Here is a 22537-nt window from a genome sequence, read left to right on the forward strand (position 1 = left end):
CAGTTAAGATGGTTCGTTGAACCAATAATGGTAACGTGCCTTTTTGAGCATTTTTAGTGTTATTCCGTTACCTGTGTTTCGCGCGATAAAACGTAGGATTATCATGAAACGATTTATACATGTGTTACTGGCTGCATCCCTACTGCACGCCTCCAGTGCTTCTTTAGCCAGTGACAATGACGATTTTTTAGAGGCGGAAAAGGTGGCCTGGTCAGGCAACTATAAAGAGTTTAAGCGCCTCAATAGCCAACTCGATCACCCTCTTAAGCCTTATGTAGAGATGGCCTTTTATAAACGCCATCCGCAGTTAAAATATCAAACAGAAATAGAGCGCTTTTTGAGCGTGTACCAAAATACTCCCCTCGAGTGGCCGGTGCGTCGAGCCTGGCTTAACTACCTAGCTAAAAGAGGGCGAAAAGCCGACTTTGTTGCTAACTACCAACCCACAAGCGACGCGCAGTTAAAGTGCCAGTACCTAGATTTTCAATTGCAACTAGGCGCCCCTGAGCGAGCAATATTAGCGCAAGTTGCTGCTCTCTGGGTGGTTGGGCAATCTCAACCGAAACAGTGTGACTCCTTATTCGCTAAGTGGCGTGATGCTGGGATGCAAACTCCACAACGGGTATGGCAACGGGTAGGGTTGGCAGCACGAGAGGGCGAACACCACTTGCTGCGCTACCTGAAAACGTTGCTACCGAATAATGAGCGTTATTTAGCTGATTTATATTCTGCGGTGCGCAAAGACCCCAGTGCTGCAGCAGGTTTGTACCGGTTCAAAAACAAAAGCAGCAAAGAAGCGGAAATTGCCCATTATGGCGTTAAGCGTTTGGTATGGCGAGATCCGGAACTAGCGATTCGAGCATGGACCAAACTCGATAACATGTTCACTTTTACCGACGAGCAACGTCAGGAAATTAACTATGCTTTTGCTTATGCATTGGCGGTAAAACAACATGATGAAGCGAAATTTTGGTTAAATAAAGTGCCCGATGCGGGCCATGATAAAAAGCTAATGCAGTGGCATCTGGCAAATATGCTCAGAGAGCAAGATTGGCCAGGGATATCAGCTTACTTCACTAATAAAACCAACCTCAGCAATGGCCATAAATATTGGCTCGCATACAGCTATTTTCGTCAAGGGCGGGCACAAGAGGCCCAAGATATATGGCTGCCGCTGGCACAACAACGAGACTATTATGGCTTTCTTGCCGCCGCACGCTTGGACCAACCGGTTAACCTCAATAGTAAACAGTTGATGTTGCCGCCTGGGTTGAAGGAAAAGGTGGCTCAGGCGCCAGGCTTCAAGCGCGCCAAACGTTTGCATGAACTGAAGCGCTACACCAGCGCGCGCAGGGAATGGAATTACCTAATAGATACGTCAAGTGAAGCGGAGAAACTAGCGGCTTCGGTATTAGCCGGTGAACAAGGCTGGCATGACAGTACCATCTTTACATTAGCGCGTATAAAGGCTTGGGATTACGTGGATTTACGCTTCCCTGATGCATTCACCGACTTATTTAAGCGCTATAGCCGCCGCAACAAGGTGGATATGGATTGGAGTATTGCGATTGCTCGGCGTGAGAGCTCTTTTGCTCCGGATGCTCGCTCTCGGGCCAACGCCCGGGGCTTAATGCAGCTTCTTCCTAGCACCGCGAAGTACATTAATCGTAGTACCGTGTCTTCACGGCGTTTGTACGAGCCCAGCACTAATATCAATTTGGGCACCAAGTACCTCAAGTATTTAGAGGGTAAAACTAATGGCAACCAAGTGCTAGCAACAGCGTCTTACAATGCGGGTTATCACCGTGTACGTAAATGGTTACCGGATCAAGCTATGCCTGCGGAGCTGTGGATTGAATTGATCCCGTATCGGGAAACGCGCGACTATGTCAAAAATGTATTTGCTTATCGGCAAGTATACCTTACTAAACAAGGCAAAAACGAAAACATCCTAGCGTCTATTCTTGATATGCGCATAGGTGGTTAGCCGCACAGCTGGCGGCTGTGATAGACTGCAGTTAATAATATTTAGCAAAGTGGGTGATACATGAATAAATTAGCGGTGTTATACGCTGAACATATTGCAACCTTGCAAAAGCGCACGCGCGAAATTATCGAACGCGAAAACCTAGACGGCGTTGTTTTCCATTCTGGCCAAGCGAAGCGCCAGTTCTTAGACGATATGTACTACCCGTTTAAGGTGAATCCACAATTTAAGGCCTGGTTGCCAGTGATAGATAACCCACATTGCTGGATTGTCGCGAATGGCACTGATAAGCCAAAGTTGATTTTCTATCGCCCTGTGGACTTTTGGCACAAGGTCCCCGATGAGCCGAATGAGTATTGGGCTGACTACTTTGATATTGAACTGCTGGTGAAACCGGATCAGGTAGAAAAGTTACTACCCTATGATAAGGCGCGATTTGCATATATTGGTGAATACCTGGAAGTCGCTCAAGCTTTGGGTTTTGAGCTGATGAATCCGGAGCCGGTAATGAACTTTTATCATTACCACCGTGCCTACAAAACGCAGTACGAACTTGCTTGTATGCGTGAGGCGAATAAAATCGCTGTACAAGGTCACAAAGCTGCGCGAGATGCGTTTTTTCAAGGCAAGTCCGAATTTGAAATTCAACAAGCCTACCTGTTAGCGACGCAACACAGCGAAAATGACACGCCTTACGGCAACATTGTGGCGCTAAATGAAAACTGCGCCATTTTGCACTACACGCACTTTGATCGTGTTGCTCCTGCTACCCATCGTTCTTTTTTGATTGACGCTGGCGCCAACTTCAATGGTTACGCAGCCGATATTACTCGAACCTATGACTTTACTGGTGAAGGGGAATTTGCTGAGCTTGTTGCCACCATGAAGCAGCACCAAATTGCACTATGTAACCAGTTGGCGCCTGGCAAGTTATATGGTGAGTTACACCTTGATTGTCACCAACGTGTGGCGCAAACACTGAGTGACTTTAACATCGTTAACTTATCGGCCGGTGAGATTGTTGCCAAAGGCATTACCTCAACGTTCTTCCCACATGGTTTAGGCCATCATATTGGTTTACAAGTACATGATGTGGGTGGTTTTATGGCTGACGAGCAGGGCGCACACCAAGAGCCGCCTGAAGGTCACCCATTCCTGCGTTGCACGCGTAAGATTGAAGCGAATCAAGTATTTACCATTGAACCTGGGTTGTACTTTATTGATTCCTTGCTCGGTGATTTAGCAGCGACAGATAATAATCAGCATATTAATTGGGACAAGGTCGCAGAGCTTAAGCCTTTCGGTGGTATTCGTATTGAGGACAATATCATTGTTCACGAAGACAGCCTTGAGAATATGACTCGCGAGCTAGAGCTCGATTAACCACCCATTCACTGCGGGGCCTAAGTGCTCCGCAGTTTTCTATCAATGATCCTGCCGTTATGTCTGAATACTCATACCCTAGTGAGCCCTTAAGTTACGAAGAAGAAATCAAAAAGAGCACTTTTATTGTGCATGTGGCGCACACGCCGGATATTAGTGCGGCGAAGGACTTTATCGCCGATATTAATCGCCGTTACCCCGATGCCCGCCATAACTGCTGGGCTCATGTAGCAGGGGCTCCAGGAGGCAGCCATGTGTATGGCTTTTCTGATGATGGTGAGCCCAATGGGACTGCTGGCAAACCAATGCTGAATGTGCTCCAAGGCAGTGGCCTTGGCGAAATTTGTGCTGTGACAACGCGTTACTTCGGTGGTATTAAGCTTGGGACCGGTGGGTTGGTTCGTGCCTATGGCGGTACGCTTAATAACGCGCTGGCGCAACTAGTTACCCAGGTTAAGGTGCCTAGTGTGGTACTCATTGGCGACAGTGACTATGCTCTACAGGGAGTCATAGAGCAAAGGTTGCAAACTCACTACCAAGTCCTTGATATTGAGAAGCAATATGGTAGCGCCATTCGTTGGCAGATATGTATTGATGAGCGCCAAAGCGATGCAGCGATAAAAGATATCTTTGATTTAAGCCACGGTACTGTTGAGTTAAAAATAAAACAGTAAGACAATAACATGCAAACAAAAGTCACGGCGATGCGCTAGATGCAATACCGCACGATAATAAAAATACTGGGCCAGCTGGTGGCGTTATTCAGCATCACTATGGTGCCGCCAGCCTTGGTCTCACTAATATACAAAGATGGCGGCGGCTTACCTTTTATTCTCGCTTTTGTCTTTAGCGTCATTGCTGGCTTAATTGCCTACTACCCCAACCGTAATGAGCATGGAGATTTAAAGGCTCGGGAAGGCTTTTTAATTGTGGTGTTGTTTTGGCTGGTGCTGGGCTCGTTCGCATCTTTACCGCTGATTTTTCTAGATGCACCCAAGTTATCAATGGCAGACGCCGTATTTGAGGCGTTTTCTGGGCTGACCACTACCGGTGCGACTGTACTTACAGGCATAGAATATTTACCTAAATCGGTGCTTTTCTATCGCCAGCAATTACAATGGCTGGGCGGTATGGGGATCATTGTACTTGCCGTTGCCGTGCTCCCTATGCTTGGCGTGGGTGGGATGCAGCTGTACCGTGCTGAGACGCCAGGGCCGGTGAAAGATTCAAAAATGACACCACGAATTGCCGATACGGCAAAACACCTGTGGTATATCTATGTGTCGCTTACCTTAACTTGCACGCTGGCTTATTGGGTTGCGGGAATGAATTGGTTTGATGCGATTTGTCATGCCTTTTCAACCATAGCCATTGGTGGTTTCTCTACCTATGATGCGTCGATGGGGCACTTTGATAGCCCCGTGATTAACCTGATCTGTGTGGTGTTTTTGCTAATTGCGGCAATCAACTTTTCACTGCACTACGCAGCGGTGGCCAGTCGTAGTGGCAAAGTTTATTTGCGTGACCCTGAGTTTAAAGCGTTTTTTCTGATTCAAGTGGCACTCATCATTATCTGTTTCGCAGTGCTTTCCTCTAATAACATTTACGCTAATGGTGATGAAACGCTCGACCAGGCGATGTTTCAGGCCGTTTCCATCAGTACCACCGCCGGTTTTGCGACCGATAACTTCTCTGCTTGGCCGCTGTTTCTACCTATGCTGCTGATCTTTTCCAGTTTCATTGGTGGCTGTGCGGGCTCCACAGGCGGGGGAATGAAAGTAGTGAGGGTGTTTTTGTTGTACTTACAAGGTATCCGGGAGCTTAACCGCTTGGTCCACCCGCGCGCCATCTATTCGATTAAGTTAGGTCGTAAAGCCCTGCCAGATAAGGTTGTGGAGGCGGTATGGGGCTTTTTCTCTGCCTATGCCTTGGTGTTTGTAATTATTATGATCAGCTTGATGGGGACGGGGCTAGATAATATCACTGCCTTCTCGGCGACCGCCGCCTGCCTTAATAACCTGGGTCCAGGCTTGGGTGAAGTAGCCGCTCACTATGGTGACATTAGTGATAGCGCAAAGTGGATCCTGACATTGGCAATGGTCTTTGGCCGGTTAGAGATATTTACTCTCCTCGTGCTGTTTACCCCAACATTCTGGCGTGGGTGAGGCACGGTCGCTTGCGACAGCGAGTGACTTAACGTCACTCGTTGAGGGCCGAACGCGAAGGCGTGGATGCCTGAGCCGAGCGTCGCTTCAGGATGAATTCCTGCCACCATGCTATCCCTTTTCTATCGCGTGACAGTGACTTAACGTCATTCGTTGAGGGCCGAACGCGAAGGCGTGGATGCCTGAGCCGGGCGTCGCTTCAGGATGAATTCCTGCCACCATGCTCTCCCTTTTCTATCTCGTGGCAGTGACTTAACGTCACTCGTTGAGGTCAGAACGCGAAGGCGTGGATGCCTGAGCCGGGCGTCGCTTCAGGATGAATTCCTGCCACCATGCTATCCCTTTTCTATCGCGTGGCAGTGACTTAACGTCACTCGTTGAGTGGCGTTAAGGCGTGGATGCCTGGCGTAGGCACTCAATTTTTTTTATCTCTTCTGTATTTCTTTTTGTCCTAAATTCCATCTCTTTACTGAACCAAAGATACGTTGTTGCTAAAAAGCAACACAGCGCTTGGTGTGCAGTCGGGGATCAATCAAAATCCCCTTACAAATAGTTACTTAAATTTTAAGTCATTGAATTTTATAGAAATAAACATAAAAAATAATTTATGAAAATGATGGCATTACACTTTCATTCAGTTAAAAGTCACCTTCAGCGCAATCCAAGCAGGTAATCGGCTGAATTCAAGGTAAGAAGTTGCAAAATAACCTTTTGAAAAATATAGATATTATATTTTAAGCCTGAACTTTGTCGCAAAAGAGCAACAGAAAAACATAGTGTAACGGCCCTTAGCTCCCCTGATTTACATATATCTCCATGATAAATAGTGCTTTTTTAATGTTGGCACCGGACTTGTAATAGTCAGGGTGAGTTTAAAACGCAGTAGCAGTTAGCACAGAACGTTACTGACACAGATTTCAACAAGTAAAGAAGGATATTGATTATGAAACGCATGACTTCAACTTTAGCACTTATCACTTTAGCAGCTTCAAGCGCAGCGTTTGCAGCAGATTTCTCTACTTTAGATGCAGACGGCAATGGCGCTATCAGCAAGCAAGAAGCAGCAGTGGATGCAGAGCTTAGCAAGCACTTCGACAAACTAGATACCGATGGTAACGGTGAGCTGTCAAAAGAAGAGTTTGAACAAGCTTAAGCGCTTAGTTTAAACCTCAATTTCAGATTTTAGTTTTCAGTCCAGAAGGATACTTATTATGAAACGCATGACTTCAACTTTAGCACTTATCACTTTAGCAGCTTCAAGCGCAGCATTTGCAGCAGATTTCTCAACTTTAGATGCAGACGGCAATGGCGCTATCAGCAAGCAAGAAGCAGCAGTGGATGCAGAGCTTAGCAAACACTTCGACAAGCTAGATACCGATGGTAACGGTGAGCTGTCAAAAGAAGAGTTTGAACAAGCTTAAGCGCTTAGTTTAAACCTCAATTTCAGATTTTAGTTTTCAGTCCAGAAGGATACTTATTATGAAACGCATGACTTCAACTTTAGCACTTATCACTTTAGCAGCTTCAAGCGCAGCATTTGCAGCAGATTTCTCAACTTTAGATGCAGACGGCAATGGCGCTATCAGCAAGCAAGAAGCAGCAGTGGATGCAGAGCTTAGCAAACACTTCGACAAGCTAGATACCGATGGTAACGGTGAGCTTTCAAAAGAAGAGTTCGAGCAAGCTTAAGCACTATTTGAGCGCTATTCGCTCTTTCTCACGCACTTTATTTCCGTTAAGAGGGATTTGTTATGAAAGGTATGACGTCAACAATCGCATTTGTCACTTTAGCTGCATCAAGCGCTGTATTTGCAGCAGATTTTAACGCACTTGATGCCGACGGCAATGGCGCTATCAGTGTTCAAGAGGCCTCTGTCGATGCCGCTCTAATGGAGCAGTTCGATCAACTCGATACAGATGGCAACGGTGAGCTCTCAAAAGCAGAGTTCGAAAAAGCCGAGTAACCTAATTATTTACCAAACAAGGTAAGGAGCAAGTTATGAAAACCATGAAACACACAGTCGCATTAATGGCACTTGTAGGCGCATCTTCAGCTTTCGCATTGGATGCAGATTTCAACACTATTGATGCCGACGGCAACGGCGCTATCAGCATGGAAGAGGCGTCTAAGTATCCTGAGCTTATGAGTCAATTTAAAGACTTGGATACTGACATGAACGGTGAGTTATCTGAGCAAGAATTTGCTAAAGCGCAGTAACGACTGCGCAACACCGGACAACACCACACAGTAAAGAGGATACATTATGAAAAATTCAACAAAAGCAGTCGCTATCGTAGGTTTAGTAAGCGCATCATCAGCATTCGCATTGGATATGGACTTTAACAGTGTAGACGTAGATAGCAATGGCGCTATCAGCATGGAAGAAGCGTCTAAGTATCCGGAACTAATGCAGCAGTTCAAGGATTTGGACGCCAATAAAGACGGTGAGCTGAGCGAAAAAGAATTCGCAAAAGCTGAGTAATTTAACGCCAACTAAGAGGAGAGCGTGATGAAAACGATTAACACACTACTTGCTATGGCGATTTTGGCTTCTTCTGCAACAGCTATCGCAGGTTCTACTTTTGATACATTGGATGTCGACGGTAATGGCAGCATCAGCAAGGAAGAGGCAAGTGCAGATGCAGCGATTCTAACTAAATTTGATGAGCTTGATATTGATGGAAATGGCGAGCTATCTAAGGAAGAATTTGCTCACGCTGAGTAAATACCCAAACCCATTAGAGCAACGCAAAAGCAGTCTTAGTCCACCCACTAAGGCTGCTTTTTTATGTTTTACAGAAACATTGCGCTGACCTGGAAGAGCTTCTCAACCACATGAATGTGTTTTTTATCTATCAAGAACATAATGACATGGTCACCACTTTGGATCACTGTATCATCATGGGCTATCAGTACGTCATCATTGCGCACGATAGCGCCAATAGTCGTCCCTGCAGGTAGTTTAATTTCAGAGATAGCTCTGCCTACCACTTTAGAGGTGTTCTCATCACCATGGGCTACGGCTTCAATTGCCTCTGCCGCGCCTTTACGTAACGAGTAAACATTGACGATGTCACCGCGTCTTACGTGAGTCAGCAGGGCTGAAATGGTCGCTTGCTGTGGTGAAATAGCGATGTCAATTTCGCCGCCTTGCACCAAGTCGACATAGGCGCCACGTTGAATGAGCACCATGGTTTTTTGCGCCCCCATACGTTTTGCCAACATCGCTGACATAATATTGGCTTCGTCGTCATTGGTCACCGCAATGAATACATCGACTTGCTCAATATGCTCTTCTGATAGCAGCTCCTGATCAGACGCATCACCACAAAAAACCACAGTATCATCGAGCATTTCAGATAGTTGCTCAGCTCGTTGTGGGTTACGCTCCAGCAGCTTAACGCTATGGTTTTTTTCCAACGAGCGGGCCAAGCCAGCACCAATGTTACCGCCACCGGCGATCATGATCTTCTTATAAGAACGCTCAAGCTTTTGCAGTTCACTCATTACCGCACGAATATGCTTGGTTGCGGCAATAAAAAAGATCTCATCGTCGGCTTCGATCACTGTGGTGCCCAAGGGTTTGATAGCCTTGCCTTGGCGGTAAATTGCAGCAACACGAGTCTCTACATTGGGAATGTGCTCTTTCAATGCTGATAGCGCATAACCAACGAGTAAACCGCCATAGTAGGCTTTGACTGCGACCAGAGACAACTTGCCATCGGCAAATTGCAGCACTTGTAAGGCCCCTGGGTAATCAATGAGGCGACGGATGTACTTGGTAACAAGTTGCTCAGGAGCGATATAGTGATCCACTGGCAAATCGTCATTATGGAACAACTGCTGACGATAGCGCAGGTATTGCTCCGAGCGAATACGGGCAATCTTGGTGGGTGTATTAAAAATACTGTAGGCCACTTGGCAGGCCACCATGTTGACTTCATCGGAGCTGGTGACGGCAATAATCATATCAGCATCTTCAGCGCCGGCCTTACGCAAAATATCGGGGTGAGCACTGTGCCCAGTGACCCCTTGCAGGTCATATTTGTCCTGTAGCTCGCGCAAGCGATCGCCATCAATGTCGACAACGGTGATTTCGTTCTGCTCGCCGACAAGGTTTTCTGCCAGTGTTCCGCCGACTTGCCCCGCGCCTAAGATGATAATTTTCATTGCTATATCACTGTTTTATTATTTTTGCGTAATAGAAGCCATCGGTGTCGCCAGGTAATAATTGCCACCCTGGTTGAGCTATAGAGTCTTGCTCGTGCAGTGGGCTATGCTGAGCATCACTATGGCGTGTGAAGAAGGCTTTCATCTGCTCTTGATTTTCTTCTGATAGCACCGAACAAGTGGCATAAAGTAAAGTCCCGCCCGGCTTCAATAATGGCCAAATAGCATCAAGGATTTGTCCCTGTAGCTTAGCGAGCTCGTCAATATCAGAGTGTCGTCTTAACCATTTAATATCAGGATGACGGCGTATCACCCCTGTTGCTGAGCAGGGAACATCCAATAAAATGCGATCAAATTGCTGACCTTGCCACCATGACTCAGTGTCTTGTGCTTGGGCGCAAACAAGTTCGGCATCAAGATGTAATCGCTGTAAGTTAGCGCGCACTTTGTCTAGGCGTTCAGCATCACAGTCAAGTGCCATCACTTTTGCATTGGCCAACTCAAGTATGTGGCAGGTTTTGCCGCCCGGCGCGGCGCAGGCGTCGAGCACATATTCACCATCTTGTGCGCCAAGCAGCCTCGCGGCTTGCTGAGCAGCTGCATCTTGGACAGAGCTTGCCCCTGCGAAAAATTCTGGTAGTTTCTGCACATCCACTGCTTTTTTAAGCTTTATTGCGTCTTGGTAATCGGCAAATTGACTGTACTCGATACCTTGTTTGCTGAGCAGGTGCGCATATTGCTCGCAAGTATACTGACGTTGATTCACGCGTAACCACATGGGCGCTTGCGCCTGGTTTTGGGCAACAATGGTGTGCCAATGTTCTGGGTAGTCGCGCTTAAGTTTTTTTAATAACCAGCCTGGGTGATTATATTTACAAGCATCGATCTGTGTTGCTGCGGCTTCGAGCTCATCGCGTTGGCGCTGAAAATTGCGTAATACGGCGTTAACTAGGCCCTTCAGACCTGGTGCGCGCATCGCTTTGAGTGCATTAACGGTTTCACCCACTGCGGCATGCTCGGGAACACGCATATGTATTAATTGATACAGGCCAACATAGAGTAAAAACTGATAGACACGACGTTTACCTTTGAGGGGCTCATCCAGCAGTTGCTGACAATAAAATTCTAGGCTTGGCAGGTAGCGTAAGACGCCATAACAGATTTGCTGCATCAAGGCCTTATCTTTTGGATTGAGGTCCCGGCCGTAGCGGGGCAGAGCTGCCGAGAGAGAAACCCCGCGATCGACGACGTGATAAAGTGTGTGCGCCGCTTGGGCGCGAACATTACTCATGGGTTTCGCCTGCAATATGTGCCAAGGTGCTACCTACACTGACCCAATCGGCTCGACCGTTTAAAAAGTCTTGGGCGGACATGGGTTTTTTACCTGGAGGTTGAAGCTCGGTAATGCACAGAGCATGGTTGGTGCAGGCGACCACGATACCGTTTTTATCGGCCCGCAATATTTGCCCTGGTGCACCTTGCTCGGTAACAACGTCGGCTTGCCATACCTTGACGGTATTGCCTTGCATCTTGGTAAAACAAATAGGCCATGGGTTAAAGGCCCTCACGTTGCGAGCTAATTGCTCGGCATCAAGCTGCCAGTCTAACTCCGCCTCTTCTTTTGATAATTTTTTTGCGTAGTTTGCTTGAGCATCGTCTTGGGGTTCTGGCTCTATGGTAGAGAGCTTGGCTAAGGTATCAATTAACGCTGAAGGGCCTAACTGCGCAAGCTTGGCGTACAATGAAGCTGAGGTTTCATCAGCTGCAATAGGGCAACGAGCAATACTCAGCATATCGCCAGTATCAAGACCTTCATCCATTTGCATAATAGTGATGCCCGTTTCCTTATCGCCAGCCCAGATAGCGCGCTGAATAGGGGCTGCGCCTCGCCAGCGAGGTAAAATGGAGCCGTGGACATTGAGGCAACCTAATCTGGGGGTTGTTAAAATCGCTTTTGGCAATAATAACCCGTACGCAACTACCACCATAACGTCGGCGTTTAGCTCTGCAAGTTGCTGCTGTGCCTGCTCGTCTTTTAGAGAAGTTGGCTGATAAACAGGTAAGTTATGCTCTAAAGCAAGCGTTTTTACCTCACTGGCCTTGAGCTTTTTTCCTCTACCTGCGGGGCGATCAGGCTGGCTGTACACGCCAACCACCTCATGTTCTGAGTCAATAAGTGCCTGCAAATGGCGGGCGGCAAAATCCGGCGTACCGGCAAATACGATGCGAAGAGCTTGAGTCACTGTTTATCCTTGTTACTGAGCTTTTGCGGCAAGACGCGCTTCTTTTTCAAGCTTCTTGCGAATACGTTGGCGCTTCAAAGGAGATAAGTAATCAATGAATAGCTTACCTAGTAGGTGGTCTAATTCATGTTGAATGCAAATGGCCAGTAAACCGTCGGCGTCAAGGCTAAACTCTTCACCTTGTTCATTCAGGGCTTTTACAGTCACCGTTTCAGCGCGATCAACCTTCGCATAGGAGTTTGGAACGGATAGACAACCCTCTTCACTGACCGTGGAGCCGTCTTTATGAGTAATCTCAGGATTAATAAGAACCAACGGCTGGTCGCGCTCGTCGGAAACATCGATGACGACGATACGCTGATGAATATCAACCTGGGTGGCCGCAAGACCAATACCATTTTCATCGTACATGGTCTCTAACATGTCTTTGACGATGGTGCGAACGTCATCGTTAATATCGGTTACTGGTTGAGCGACTGTGCGCAAACGTTCATCAGGGAATCGAAGTACTTCTAAAAGTGCCATAGCTACCTTATTAAAAATTGTGCTAAATATCGGGTATTGTGTTATGTTTTTATTTTAGCCATTCGTGTGCACCTTTAACAGGTTATTGGGTAATAATTATAATAAAACAAGCTTGAGGAAGCTCATTACAATGATAAAACAGCTATCGGCTGCCGTATTAGCACTTGCGGCTGCTTTTCCATCATTAGCAGATGTTCTAACGGTAAAAGAAAATGCCCCTGAGCAGTATGTGGTAGAAAAGGGAGATACGTTATGGGATATCTCTGCTATTTATTTGGACAAGCCTTGGTTATGGCCAGAGCTGTGGCAAATGAATCCACAAATTGATAACCCTCACCTTATTTATCCGGGTGATACGTTATACCTTGTGTATGACGCTCAGGGTCGACCTCGCTTAGTGATGGAGCGTCCAGAAAACTATCAAAAACTAACTCCCCATGGTCGCAAAACCATGAAGAGTGATAGCGCTATTCCAACTATTTCTTTAGAGCTATTGCGTCCATTTTTAACCTATGAACAGGCGCTAAGTGAAGAGCAAATAGCGGCTCAGCCCTATGTGCTAGGTGCTAACGAGAACGTTAAGCGCCCAACTAAAGGCCACATTCTTTACGTTAAAGGCGATTTAGAACGTAACCGTAACTACGCTATTTACCACAAAGATGATCCTTACATTGACCCACAAACAGAAGAAGTGCTTGGCTACGAGGTGAAGCTCGTTGCCACTGCGCGTGCGTTCCGCTCGGGAGACTTCGATAACGGTGTACCAGCCTCTGTGTTTGTTAACGATGTGAAGCGTGAAATTAATGCTGGTGATTTCTTACTGCCCGTCAGCGAAGGGCAAAGCTTGCCTGCGTTCTTTAAAATGCGTCGCCCTGACAAGGAAATTGATGGCGAAATTATTGCGTCAACCAATGAGCTACGTGAATTCAGCAAGATGGACATCGTGGTACTCAATCGTGGCCTGACAGACGAAGTGAAAGCAGGACATATGTTTGATATTCGTCGACAGTCACCCACCGTGGTTGATGGTGATGATGGACCAAGTTATAAAGAAGACGCGAGCACTTACGAGAAAGTTGCGTCTAACATTGAAGAGTCCTTTAATTTCGAAGAGGATGGTGACAACACCACGTGGCATATGCCGAAAGAGAAAGTCGGCGAGCTTATGGTACTGAAAGTACAAGATAGAGTGAGCTACGCCATTGTCACAAAAACGCTACGCCCAATTCGCGTTGGCGATGTAGTCAGTGTTAATTAGTAACAGCTGATCGTACACTGCGTTGGGTTGTGCTCAAGGAGGGAGCATGGCACACCAGTTACCGTTATCATCGGCCTCGTCAGAGGCCGATTTACATTTCCATCAAGCCGCATTACTGGCTTTGCTCTATGTTCGTGGACTCAGCTGCCGCGATGTCAATAAGTTGCTTACGCACGTACCGTTAGCCCGTATGGTTACGGAGCCCGAGTGTTTGCAATGCTACGGCGTAAAAGCGGACATCATTGGAGCCCTTTCAGCGCTTAATATGGCTAACTACGAGCGCAAGATTCAAGCATTCAAACATCAAGGTATTGATGTTATAGCCTTGGGGACGTCTGCTTACCCCGAGCTGTTAGCTGAGCTACCCGATGCACCGCTATTACTGTTTTGCAGAGGCAATACCCAGCTTCTCAAACGACCACAAATCGCGATGGTCGGCAGTCGCAGTGCTTCGCTTGCTGGGAAGCGATGTGCCCAAGAAATAGCCCAGCAATTGAGTGCTACGGGGCTAATAATCACTTCAGGCATGGCAATGGGCGTAGACGCCATGTCGCATCAAGGGGCACTGATGGCGACAGGCCAAACTGTAGCTGTGCTTGGCACCGGTGTTGATATTTGTTACCCCCGCCGCAATAAAGCCTTACGTGATGATATTTTGGCAAAGGGTCTGTTAGTCAGTGAGTTTGTGCCCACGACTCCGGCTCGGGCTATGCATTTCCCTAGACGTAATCGCATTATAGCTGGCTTATCGTTAGCTACTTTAGTGGTTGAGGCTGAGCGTAAGAGTGGCTCATTGATCACGGCCGAACTGGCTGCGGACTATAATCGAGAGGTGATGGCTATACCGGGCTCGATTAATAATCCCTATGCCAAAGGCTGCCATAAGCTAATAAAAGAAGGCGCGGCCTTGGTCGAATCGGCAAAAGATGTATTACAGGAGTTAGGTTTTTCTGCACAAAACGGTCTATATATAAAGAGTGAACCTACTTACTGTGAGGATGAAAACAGCATACTTCGTCATATTGGTTACGAGCCTACTTGCGTTGATGACATTGCTAGTAGTGCCGAAGTACCCATTACAGAACTACTGACGCAACTAGTCGATTTAGAGCTGGAGGGGCTAATAGAGAGCACCTCAGAGGGCTATGTAAAAACAGGGGGCGGGTAACATGTTTGATATCCTAATGTATTTGTTTGAAAACTATATTCACAGCGAAAGTGAAATTTTTGTCGAAGAGAACGTACTCACCGACGAATTACGTAAAGCGGGGTTCAACAACAGCGAAATATTTAAAGCACTGGATTGGTTGGAGCAATTAGCTCAGTTGCAATATAGCGACGAGCGCCCTTATTTGCATAATGCCCCAACTGGAGCATGCCGTATCTATACCGAATACGAAAGTATGAAACTTGATACTCAGTGCCAAGGCTTTTTGATGTTCCTAGAGCAAATTGGCGTTATAGATAGCACAACTCGAGAGATGGTTATCGATCGCGCTGTGGCACTGGACCAAGAGCAAATTGCACTGGATGATTTGAAGTGGGTGGTGCTGATGGTGTTGTTAAGTGTGCCTGGGCAGGAGCAGGCTTATGCACAAATGGAAGATTTAATTTTCGATGACCCGAACCCAACACTGCATTAAGCTTGATCTCTGTGTTGGGGTCAGTATATTGGGCGCAAATTCACCAAAGTGCGAGTAGTGCGTGAGCAAGATCGACCATTCGTTATTTAATGCTAATCAACATGCTCTAGAGAAAGAATACGAGGTATGTCCCCAGTGTGGTTGTGAGTTGGTGATGCGGCACTCTAAGAACGGTCCTTTTTTAGGGTGCGCAGCCTACCCGAAGTGTGACTTCATTCGTCCTTTGCACCAACATGACACAGCCGTACTTAAGGTACTAGACGATAATCCCTGTCCTGAGTGTGATTCGCCTTTAGCGGTGAAAAACGGCCGCTTTGGCATGTTTATCGGTTGTACCAATTTCCCTCAGTGCCATTACATCGCCGATCAAAAGCAACAGCAGCCAGAGCAAAACCTAGTAACCTGCCCAAAGTGTCATGATGGTCGTTTAACTAAACGTAGTAATAAATATGGTAAAACCTTTTACTCTTGCGATGCTTACCCCAAATGCAAATACAGCTTGAACTATGAGCCCGTGGCTCATGCTTGCCCTCAGTGTGATTGGCCGGTCATGGTCAAGCGTAATCTTGCTGGGGGACCTGTGTTACAATGTCCGCAAAAGTCCTGTGGGCATAAACAAGCTGAGAATGTGGAGAGTTAGAAGGTGTCAGAGCCAATCACAGTAGACCCGGTTGTAGAAAGCTTACAACAGGGTGAGGTTATTCTTTACCCAACAGAGGCCGTGTACGGGCTGGGTTGCGACCCAATGAACCAACAGGCAGTAGAAAAGCTATTGGCTATTAAGCAGCGTCCGGTTGAGAAGGGTTTAATTCTTATTGCCGATAATTACGGTCAGTTACTGCCTTATGTGGCCGATCACAAAATTCCTATGGATAAGCGCGCTGATATCTTTTCGCAGTGGCCAGGCCCTGTCACTTGGGTGATGCCGGCTGCCGCTGATACGCCCAAATGGCTTACTGGCAAGTTTGATAGCATAGCCGTGCGAGTGACCAATCACCCAACTGTGAAGCGTTTATGCCAAGCTTTTGGTGGCCCTTTAGTGTCAACGAGTGCCAACTTAAGTGGCGAGCAGCCGGTTAGTTCAATTGCGGCTGCGAAAGCGGCGTTTGCCGAACAAGTGGGTTGCTATGTTGATGAACCCTTAGGTGGTCAGCAACAGCCCAGCACTATAAAAGACGCCCTCAGCGGGCAAACGTTTCGAGGTTAATCATGGCATCACAACTTTTAGCACAAGTGAAAGAATACCTTAAAGCGTTGCAGGATGAGATCTGCGCTGGTCTAGAGCAGGCTGATGGCAAGGCACAGTTTGTAGAAGATGCTTGGCAGCGAGAAGAGGGCGGTGGCGGACGTACGCGCGTTATTCGTGACGGCGCTATTATCGAGCAAGGCGGTGTCAATTTTTCTCACGTGTTTGGTGCGTCAATGCCGGCATCAGCAACAGCACATCGGCCTGAGCTTGCTGGACGAAGTTTTCATGCATGTGGTGTCTCATTGGTTATTCATCCGAAAAACCCGCATATCCCAACCAGCCATGCCAACGTACGCTTTTTTATCGCTGAAAAAGAGGGTGAGCAGCCTATTTGGTGGTTTGGTGGTGGATTTGATTTAACACCTTTTTATCCTGAACGTGAAGATGTAGAGCATTGGCATCAGGTTGCTAAAGATTTATGCGATCCATTCGGGGAGGATGTGTATCCAAAATATAAGAAGTGGTGTGATGATTACTTCTATTTGAAACATCGTGATGAAACTCGAGGTGTTGGCGGATTATTTTTTGATGATCTTAATGAATGGGGATTCGAAAAAAGTTTTGCCTTTATGCAGGCGGTGGGTAATGGCTATTTAGATGCTTATCTGCCGATAGTCAGTAAGCGAAAAGACACTGACTATGACGAACAGCAGCGCCAATTTCAGCTTTATCGTCGCGGTCGTTATGTAGAGTTCAATTTAGTTTGGGACCGAGGCACTTTATTTGGCTTGCAAAGCGGTGGCCGCACAGAGTCTATTCTCATGTCTATGCCACCACTGGCGAGGTGGGAATATGACTATACTCCCGCCCCAGGCACTGCTGAGGCGAAACTATACGAGCATTACTTAAAGCCACAGGACTGGCTAGCTATGAGTGAAAAATAGATGATTTCACGAGGTTGATAGATTCATCAAGTTGGTAAGAACATGACAGCCCTGATAAAGCACGTTCATGTTCTTACCATAAGTAGATAGTGATAGTGTTTGTTAACTGTTGTCCAACCTAAAACCGCTAAACCTGTTGAGCTATTAAGGCTCTGATTTCGTCAAGGGTTGTCTCTTTTAATAACTTACCATCTTCAAAAACAACGTCTAAAAGTCCTTGTTGCTCCTCTTGTTCTGATACGTTATCAAATAGGGTTAGTTCACCATCGATACGTTCTACCTTTAACAACCCTTTCGATGATTTCTTTTTAGCGTCTGTTTTGGGGTCTTTGAAGATGGCTAAACGTTGACCATCCTTTACTACACTTGTGGCTTTAACTGCGGAGCCATGTGTATCTCGAGTTACGTATTGGTAGCTATATGAACCAATACCTAAAACAACCTTTGATGCGAAGCCTTTTTCCATGAGTCGTTGTAGTATCTGACGCTGACGACTTAGAGTGATTGCGTCCCCGTAAATTGCGCCAATATGATCGTCCAACAACTTGTATCCTTGAGCCGTAGTCGTGCCACCAAAAATGTCCCAGAGGCACTCTATCAAGCCTTTAACTTCGCACTCCATGAGCCTAATGGTCGAATTATTTTCGAATCCAAAGTATTCACCATTAAACCTGTAGGCCTCATACCCTTGAGAAATTGCTTCTTTTTCAGCCTCGCCCTGGTTCTGAAATAGCTCACTGTAATCTGAGACAGGGGAGACTTTGTATCCTGTGAGTATTTTTACAGGGTCTCCAGAGTCAGGACGAATAACTAACGTACCGTCCCGCATCATAATATCGTCTTTTAATTGTGGGAGATAATCGGTGACTAAAGTCCAGAAGTCCCATGTATCAGATACTACACTTAGTATTCCTTTTGGGGATTGTTCTTTCATTAGGTATTTAAAAAACTCAATTTCTCCCTCCATAATCCAAGAGCAAGTTACCGAGTGTTCTGTTGCATCTACTGAGCAGCCAACTAGTTCTTTATCAACATTTGCACCGTAGTATTTCTCTGCAAATAAAACAGCGGGAATAGTATCTGTGCCAACTAACCCTGATGCTAAATGGCCAAAGCCACTCATGGCAGCTGCATGCTTGCCAAACATTCCCCTAAAGCTGAAATCATGGCCTTGAAATGGCACAAAATCAGCGGGTAATCCCGTTTTAGTTGCAAACTCTTTAAATACTTTGAAATAGGCAACAGAAGTAGTTGCGCTTGTTTGAATTGGCCAATTCTCGCAACTTAACACGGTTTCGATCATATTGGTCAGCCATTGAAAACCCGGTTTTGTATTAACTATTGTGATGGGGGGTACTAAATAAGGAACCAGTGTTCCTTCTGGCAGTGCTTTGATTTTGAGTGGTAAATACCCTAAATCATGAAGATCTTCTAGGTATGTAACATCAACAGAATAGCCAAGCATTGAGCTCATAATTCGCTTATGAGTTGCTACAGCAACTGCTTTATCTTGTTTAAAAAACTCGTTCCACTCTTCTAACAGGTAGCTCTTTATAAAATATTGCAAGCCAACAAAAGCTACCTTGTCATTGTCTGTTATGTTGCTTAGCTTGCCACTTCTAGAAGTATAATTTGCATATACTTCGGTTACACTAGGGTGGTAAGCGCGACTATGAAACTCTTTATAAACATCCTTTTGCATACTTGCAGCTGTAATAGTCATGGTGTTGTCCCTACATCTCAATTATTTGTAAATTTATATCGCTGTTACTTTTAAACTCATTCGCGGGTCTAAAGGAGTCGGTTGTGTAGATGTGATCGATCAGCCCCTCAAACACATCGAGTCCTTTGGAAAAAATTCCATGGGTAATGAACAAAGACACTTCTAAAGCCCCTTCATTCTTGAGTACTTTCGCTAATTCAATAAAGGTTCTCCCACCATCACAGATATCATCTGCGATCAGTACATTTTTACCTTTAACATCGCCTAGTACTTCGGTTTTTATTATGTCGCCCGTTTTGAGATCTCTGACTTTGTGAGCTTGAATTACTTCGGGCACTCCATTAAATTTTTCGGAAATCTTAAGTGTCTTTTTGCTGGCACCAGCATCAGGAGAGATTAGCGTTAGTTCACCCACAGATAAGCGTTTGTTTAACTCTTCACACCGTCCCAGTAACGCGACCTGATCGATATTGGTTACTCGATGTATCAGAGCTGGTGAGACATCACTGTGTGAATCCCAAATGGTTACTTTTGAAAAGTTTAAGCTGTTAATGATATTTGCCATAACAGCAGCACCCAATGCTTCACCTTCTACACACACTCTATCTTGCCGAGCGTAGGGAAAATAAGGGATTACAAGCTCAATAGCCGTGCTCTCAGCTGTTATTCTTCTTAAAGCATCAACGGCCATCATTAGCCTGATCACTTTTGATGAGTCGTTTAGCCGTTCAAATATTTCTATTTTTACAGTATCAAGTAATGAGGCTGGGCTGAATCGAATATGTTCTTCACCCCCTGAAAAGCTGAAGGTATCATAATCGAGCTGTGATTTATTACCTGCTGAGTCATAGCTAAGTACTTTCATTTGGCATCCTTTCAATCTTTGTGTCCTATCGACACAAAGAAGGTTATCAAACGTACCTAACTCAAGCAAGATATTTTTTGAGCTTAAGTGCGACTAGTATAGTGGAGCGGTTAACTCTGCTAGTTGAAATTTTTGGGGCTACCAGATATTTTGTCGCTAAGATCTTAGTGTGGATGGGAAAGTGGCTGATAGTTCCGATATTAGAAAATATAAAAACCCTCTATTTACAGTTGATAGTGTGTTGTTCACTGTAAAAGATGCGGATTTAAAGGTTTTGTTAGTCAAGCGAGCGAGCGACCCTTTTACCGGTCAATGGGCGTTGCCGGGTGGCTTTATTGACATAGATATCGACCATGATGCGGATATGACCGCATTACGTAAATTAAAAGAAAAGACTAATATCACCCCTCAATATTTGGAGCAATTGCATACCTATTCGGGAGTGAGTCGCGATCCACGGGGATTTAGTGTAACACTGGTCTATTTTGCTCTCGTCGCAGAGGGAAACGCATCAGCGCATGTAGCCACAGTTGATGATGTGAAATGGACAAGTGTGGGGGAGTTACAGGACCTACCCGTGGCCTTTGATCATAAATATATTGTAGAGCAGGCAAGGCAGAGGTTGAAGCAAAAGGCTTTGTATTCAATGGTGCCAGTATATTGCTTACCAGAATATTTTACCGTTGGGCAGTTCAAGTCTGTTATCGAAACTATTTTAGGTAAAACCGTACAGCGCAAGACCATTATCAGGCGTATAGAAGCAACTGATATGTTGGAAAAAATGGATGAAAAAGTTAGGTCAGGTGGCCGGTTCGCTCAGTTGTACCGAGTTAAACCAGGCGTAGATATCGTTAATTTTGAACGCAACCTGAGTACATAATCCGTTGGGGATTATTTTATGGTGACTGCTTAATTTAGGATAAATTGTCCCTAACCTAATAGAGATAACATATTTAGTGCTGGTTTATCATATGACTAGCAAGCTGTGCCAATGATTGGCGCAGGTTTTCTCGCAATACTGGGTTGTCAATTTCTTGATCAAGCGCTTTGTTCATACAATGCATCCACTGGTCGCGTAAGTCTTTATCAATAGGAAAGGGCATATGGCGCTGTCTTAGGCGCGGGTGACCGTATTGTTCTACAAATAAATCAGGCCCACCGAGCCAGCCAGAGAGAAACTCAAAAAACACCTGACGAATTCGGTCTAATGGCTGGGGATGCATATCATATAAAGGTTTTGCGTATTCATCTTGAGCCATAATGTCGTAAAATCGATTAGCTAGAGCACGGGCCCCTGGCTCACCTCCAATCATATCATAAGGGGTTTGTGACACGGTCGGGTGCTCGGTTTTGGCAGCGGTGGTTGATGAATTTGCATCTTTTTTGAGGATGCGTTTAAGTAACTGCTTCATAGCCTGCTCAATTATTAGGAAAGATAATGGATAAATACGCGGTTTTTGGTAACCCTATTAAGCACTCTAAATCTCCCCTTATTCACCAAGCGTTTGCTCGCCAACAGGGGATGGAGGTGGATTACCAGCGCATTTTAGCACCGTTAGAAAGCTTTGAGCAGTCGGTGACTGACTTTTTCGCCGCCGGTGGCAAGGGAGCCAATGTCACTTTACCTTTTAAAGAGCGTGCTTTTGCGTTGGCTGACACATTAACTGAACGCGCGCAATTAGCGGCAGCGGTTAATACCTTAGTGCTTACTCCGCAAGGCAAGTTAATGGGCGACAACACCGACGGCATTGGCTTGGTCAGCGACTTGCAAAGGACCTTTGGTCCGCTGCGCGATAGACATGTATTGTTACTCGGAGCGGGAGGGGCTGCGAAAGGGGCTGTGTTACCCTTAATTGAAAGTGGTATTGGCTCACTCACGATAGCTAATCGTACCGCAAGTAAAGCACAGCAGTTGGCAGAGCGTGTAGATAGCAACGTAGCGGTTCATGGCTGTGGCTTTGCGCAGGTAAGTGAAGGCCCTTTTGATATTGTTATCAACTCCACTTCGTCCAGTGTTCACGGTCAGGTGCCAGATATTGATACTAAGGTAATGCAACACTGCCAGTATGCTTATGATATGTACTATGCCGATCAGCCAACCAGCTTTATGCGCTGGGCAGGTGACATAAACAGTTATGTTTCTTGTGCTGATGGTCTCGGTATGCTGGTGGCTCAAGCCGCTCATGCATTTGCCTTGTGGCGTGGCTTTATGCCTGACTGTGAGCCAGTCATTCGTGCCTTAAGAGAGGGGCAGTTAAAATGAATCAAGCTATCCAATTCGTAGACCGTGTAGAGTACATCAATGGTGTACTCACCTTTTACGCTATGGCCAATGGCATGCTAATACCCTGCACTATAGATATGGACAATATCGAACGCAGTGATGCGCTTACACACTTTGCGCAATTAAGATTTGACTACGAAGAGGTCGCGCAGCAACT

27 protein-coding genes (1 of these 27 running past the window's edge) are annotated in these 22537 nt (G+C 46.0%); 20 read left to right on the forward strand and 7 right to left on the reverse strand.

Features of this window, described 5'->3' with window-relative positions:
• The first annotated feature begins 103 nt into the window (after positions 1-103).
• The 11 genes from FIU82_RS00060 to FIU82_RS00110 all read left to right on the forward strand — a co-directional run bounded on the left by FIU82_RS00060 (position 104) and on the right by FIU82_RS00110 (position 8261).
• On the forward strand, positions 104-1987 hold the full coding sequence (locus tag FIU82_RS00060; protein ID WP_152440056.1) for a transglycosylase SLT domain-containing protein: 1884 nt from the start codon (positions 104-106) through the stop codon (positions 1985-1987).
• A gap of 60 nt (positions 1988-2047) precedes the next feature.
• Entirely contained in the window at positions 2048-3370 is a 1323-nt protein-coding gene (pepQ, locus tag FIU82_RS00065) for a Xaa-Pro dipeptidase (protein WP_152440057.1), read from the forward strand.
• 59 nt (positions 3371-3429) lie between these two features.
• Positions 3430-4044 carry a YigZ family protein gene (locus FIU82_RS00070; protein WP_022944860.1) on the forward strand — a complete coding sequence of 205 codons (615 nt, stop codon included), beginning with the start codon at positions 3430-3432 and terminating at the stop codon, positions 4042-4044.
• 39 nt (positions 4045-4083) lie between these two features.
• Positions 4084-5535, forward strand: a complete 1452-nt coding sequence (locus FIU82_RS00075; RefSeq protein WP_022944859.1) for a TrkH family potassium uptake protein — start codon at positions 4084-4086, stop codon at positions 5533-5535.
• A gap of 943 nt (positions 5536-6478) precedes the next feature.
• Complete coding sequence (locus FIU82_RS00080) at positions 6479-6688, forward strand: EF-hand domain-containing protein (protein WP_022946908.1); 210 nt, start codon at positions 6479-6481, stop codon at positions 6686-6688.
• Between the two features lie 58 nt (positions 6689-6746).
• The gene (locus tag FIU82_RS00085) at positions 6747-6956 is read left to right on the forward strand and encodes an EF-hand domain-containing protein (protein ID WP_022946908.1); all 210 of its coding nucleotides are present in this window, start codon (positions 6747-6749) and stop codon (positions 6954-6956) included.
• Positions 6957-7014: 58 nt separating this feature from the next.
• The gene (locus tag FIU82_RS00090) at positions 7015-7224 is read left to right on the forward strand and encodes an EF-hand domain-containing protein (RefSeq protein WP_022946908.1); all 210 of its coding nucleotides are present in this window, start codon (positions 7015-7017) and stop codon (positions 7222-7224) included.
• A gap of 62 nt (positions 7225-7286) precedes the next feature.
• Positions 7287-7499, forward strand: coding sequence for a calmodulin (locus tag FIU82_RS00095; RefSeq protein WP_022946909.1), 213 nt, complete (start codon positions 7287-7289; stop codon positions 7497-7499).
• 35 nt (positions 7500-7534) lie between these two features.
• Complete coding sequence (locus tag FIU82_RS00100) at positions 7535-7753, forward strand: calmodulin (RefSeq protein ID WP_022946910.1); 219 nt, start codon at positions 7535-7537, stop codon at positions 7751-7753.
• Between the two features lie 46 nt (positions 7754-7799).
• The gene (locus FIU82_RS00105) at positions 7800-8018 is read left to right on the forward strand and encodes a calmodulin (RefSeq protein WP_022946911.1); all 219 of its coding nucleotides are present in this window, start codon (positions 7800-7802) and stop codon (positions 8016-8018) included.
• A 27-nt stretch (positions 8019-8045) separates the two neighbouring features.
• Entirely contained in the window at positions 8046-8261 is a 216-nt protein-coding gene (locus FIU82_RS00110) for a calmodulin (RefSeq protein WP_152440058.1), read from the forward strand.
• Positions 8262-8329: 68 nt separating this feature from the next.
• Here the strand turns inward: FIU82_RS00110 and trkA are convergent, their stop codons facing one another.
• The 4 genes from trkA to def are packed head-to-tail and all read right to left on the reverse strand — an operon-like array spanning position 8330 to position 12474.
• Complete coding sequence (gene trkA, locus FIU82_RS00115; RefSeq protein ID WP_022946913.1) at positions 8330-9706, reverse strand: Trk system potassium transporter TrkA; 1377 nt, start codon at positions 9704-9706, stop codon at positions 8330-8332.
• Between the two features lie 7 nt (positions 9707-9713).
• Positions 9714-10997, reverse strand: a complete 1284-nt coding sequence (rsmB, locus tag FIU82_RS00120) for a 16S rRNA (cytosine(967)-C(5))-methyltransferase RsmB (protein ID WP_152440059.1) — start codon at positions 10995-10997, stop codon at positions 9714-9716.
• Positions 10990-11949: a methionyl-tRNA formyltransferase gene (gene fmt / locus FIU82_RS00125; RefSeq protein ID WP_022946915.1), complete on the reverse strand. Its 960-nt coding sequence runs from the start codon at positions 11947-11949 to the stop codon at positions 10990-10992. Before fmt ends, rsmB begins: the two co-directional genes overlap by 8 nt.
• A 12-nt stretch (positions 11950-11961) precedes the next feature.
• Positions 11962-12474 carry a peptide deformylase gene (gene def / locus FIU82_RS00130; RefSeq protein ID WP_022946916.1) on the reverse strand — a complete coding sequence of 171 codons (513 nt, stop codon included), beginning with the start codon at positions 12472-12474 and terminating at the stop codon, positions 11962-11964.
• A 130-nt stretch (positions 12475-12604) separates the two neighbouring features.
• Between def and FIU82_RS00135 the strand changes: the two genes are divergently transcribed.
• The 6 genes from FIU82_RS00135 to hemF all read left to right on the forward strand — a co-directional run bounded on the left by FIU82_RS00135 (position 12605) and on the right by hemF (position 17508).
• On the forward strand, positions 12605-13732 hold the full coding sequence (locus FIU82_RS00135) for a LysM peptidoglycan-binding domain-containing protein (RefSeq protein ID WP_022946917.1): 1128 nt from the start codon (positions 12605-12607) through the stop codon (positions 13730-13732).
• A gap of 46 nt (positions 13733-13778) precedes the next feature.
• A complete protein-coding gene (dprA, locus tag FIU82_RS00140; protein ID WP_152440060.1) occupies positions 13779-14900 on the forward strand; it encodes a DNA-processing protein DprA in 1122 nt (373 codons plus the stop codon).
• A 1-nt stretch (position 14901) separates the two neighbouring features.
• Positions 14902-15375, forward strand: a complete 474-nt coding sequence (locus FIU82_RS00145; protein WP_022946919.1) for a DUF494 family protein — start codon at positions 14902-14904, stop codon at positions 15373-15375.
• Between the two features lie 61 nt (positions 15376-15436).
• Positions 15437-16015, forward strand: a complete 579-nt coding sequence (locus FIU82_RS00150; protein ID WP_022946920.1) for a type I DNA topoisomerase — start codon at positions 15437-15439, stop codon at positions 16013-16015.
• A 3-nt stretch (positions 16016-16018) separates the two neighbouring features.
• Positions 16019-16582, forward strand: coding sequence for an L-threonylcarbamoyladenylate synthase (locus FIU82_RS00155; protein ID WP_022946921.1), 564 nt, complete (start codon positions 16019-16021; stop codon positions 16580-16582).
• 2 nt (positions 16583-16584) lie between these two features.
• Positions 16585-17508 (forward strand): oxygen-dependent coproporphyrinogen oxidase, encoded by a 924-nt coding sequence (gene hemF / locus FIU82_RS00160; RefSeq protein ID WP_045980676.1) that lies wholly within the window; start codon positions 16585-16587, stop codon positions 17506-17508.
• A 127-nt stretch (positions 17509-17635) separates the two neighbouring features.
• On the opposite strand, the gene FIU82_RS00165 is transcribed toward hemF, so the two are convergent.
• Positions 17636-19231, reverse strand: a complete 1596-nt coding sequence (locus FIU82_RS00165; protein ID WP_152440061.1) for a nicotinate phosphoribosyltransferase — start codon at positions 19229-19231, stop codon at positions 17636-17638.
• Between the two features lie 10 nt (positions 19232-19241).
• Positions 19242-20096 (reverse strand): ribose-phosphate diphosphokinase, encoded by an 855-nt coding sequence (prs, locus tag FIU82_RS00170; RefSeq protein WP_152440062.1) that lies wholly within the window; start codon positions 20094-20096, stop codon positions 19242-19244.
• 181 nt (positions 20097-20277) lie between these two features.
• Between prs and FIU82_RS00175 the strand changes: the two genes are divergently transcribed.
• Positions 20278-20976 (forward strand): NUDIX domain-containing protein, encoded by a 699-nt coding sequence (locus FIU82_RS00175; protein ID WP_152440063.1) that lies wholly within the window; start codon positions 20278-20280, stop codon positions 20974-20976.
• A gap of 73 nt (positions 20977-21049) precedes the next feature.
• On the opposite strand, the gene FIU82_RS00180 is transcribed toward FIU82_RS00175, so the two are convergent.
• Positions 21050-21508, reverse strand: coding sequence for a group II truncated hemoglobin (locus FIU82_RS00180; RefSeq protein WP_045980679.1), 459 nt, complete (start codon positions 21506-21508; stop codon positions 21050-21052).
• Positions 21509-21534: 26 nt separating this feature from the next.
• Here FIU82_RS00180 and aroE point away from each other — a divergent pair, with 26 nt between their 5' ends.
• Complete coding sequence (gene aroE, locus FIU82_RS00185) at positions 21535-22359, forward strand: shikimate dehydrogenase (protein ID WP_152440064.1); 825 nt, start codon at positions 21535-21537, stop codon at positions 22357-22359.
• Positions 22356-22537, forward strand: the 5' portion of a protein-coding gene (locus tag FIU82_RS00190) for a DUF1488 family protein (RefSeq protein WP_022946925.1). 67 nt of this gene lie beyond the right edge of the window; 182 of the gene's 249 nt are visible here — the first part of the coding sequence; it begins with the start codon at positions 22356-22358; its stop codon lies beyond the right edge, outside the window. Before aroE ends, FIU82_RS00190 begins: the two co-directional genes overlap by 4 nt.

This window comes from Pseudoalteromonas sp. THAF3 (genome assembly GCF_009363775.1).
Taxonomy (GTDB): Bacteria; Pseudomonadota; Gammaproteobacteria; order Enterobacterales; family Alteromonadaceae; genus Pseudoalteromonas; species Pseudoalteromonas ruthenica.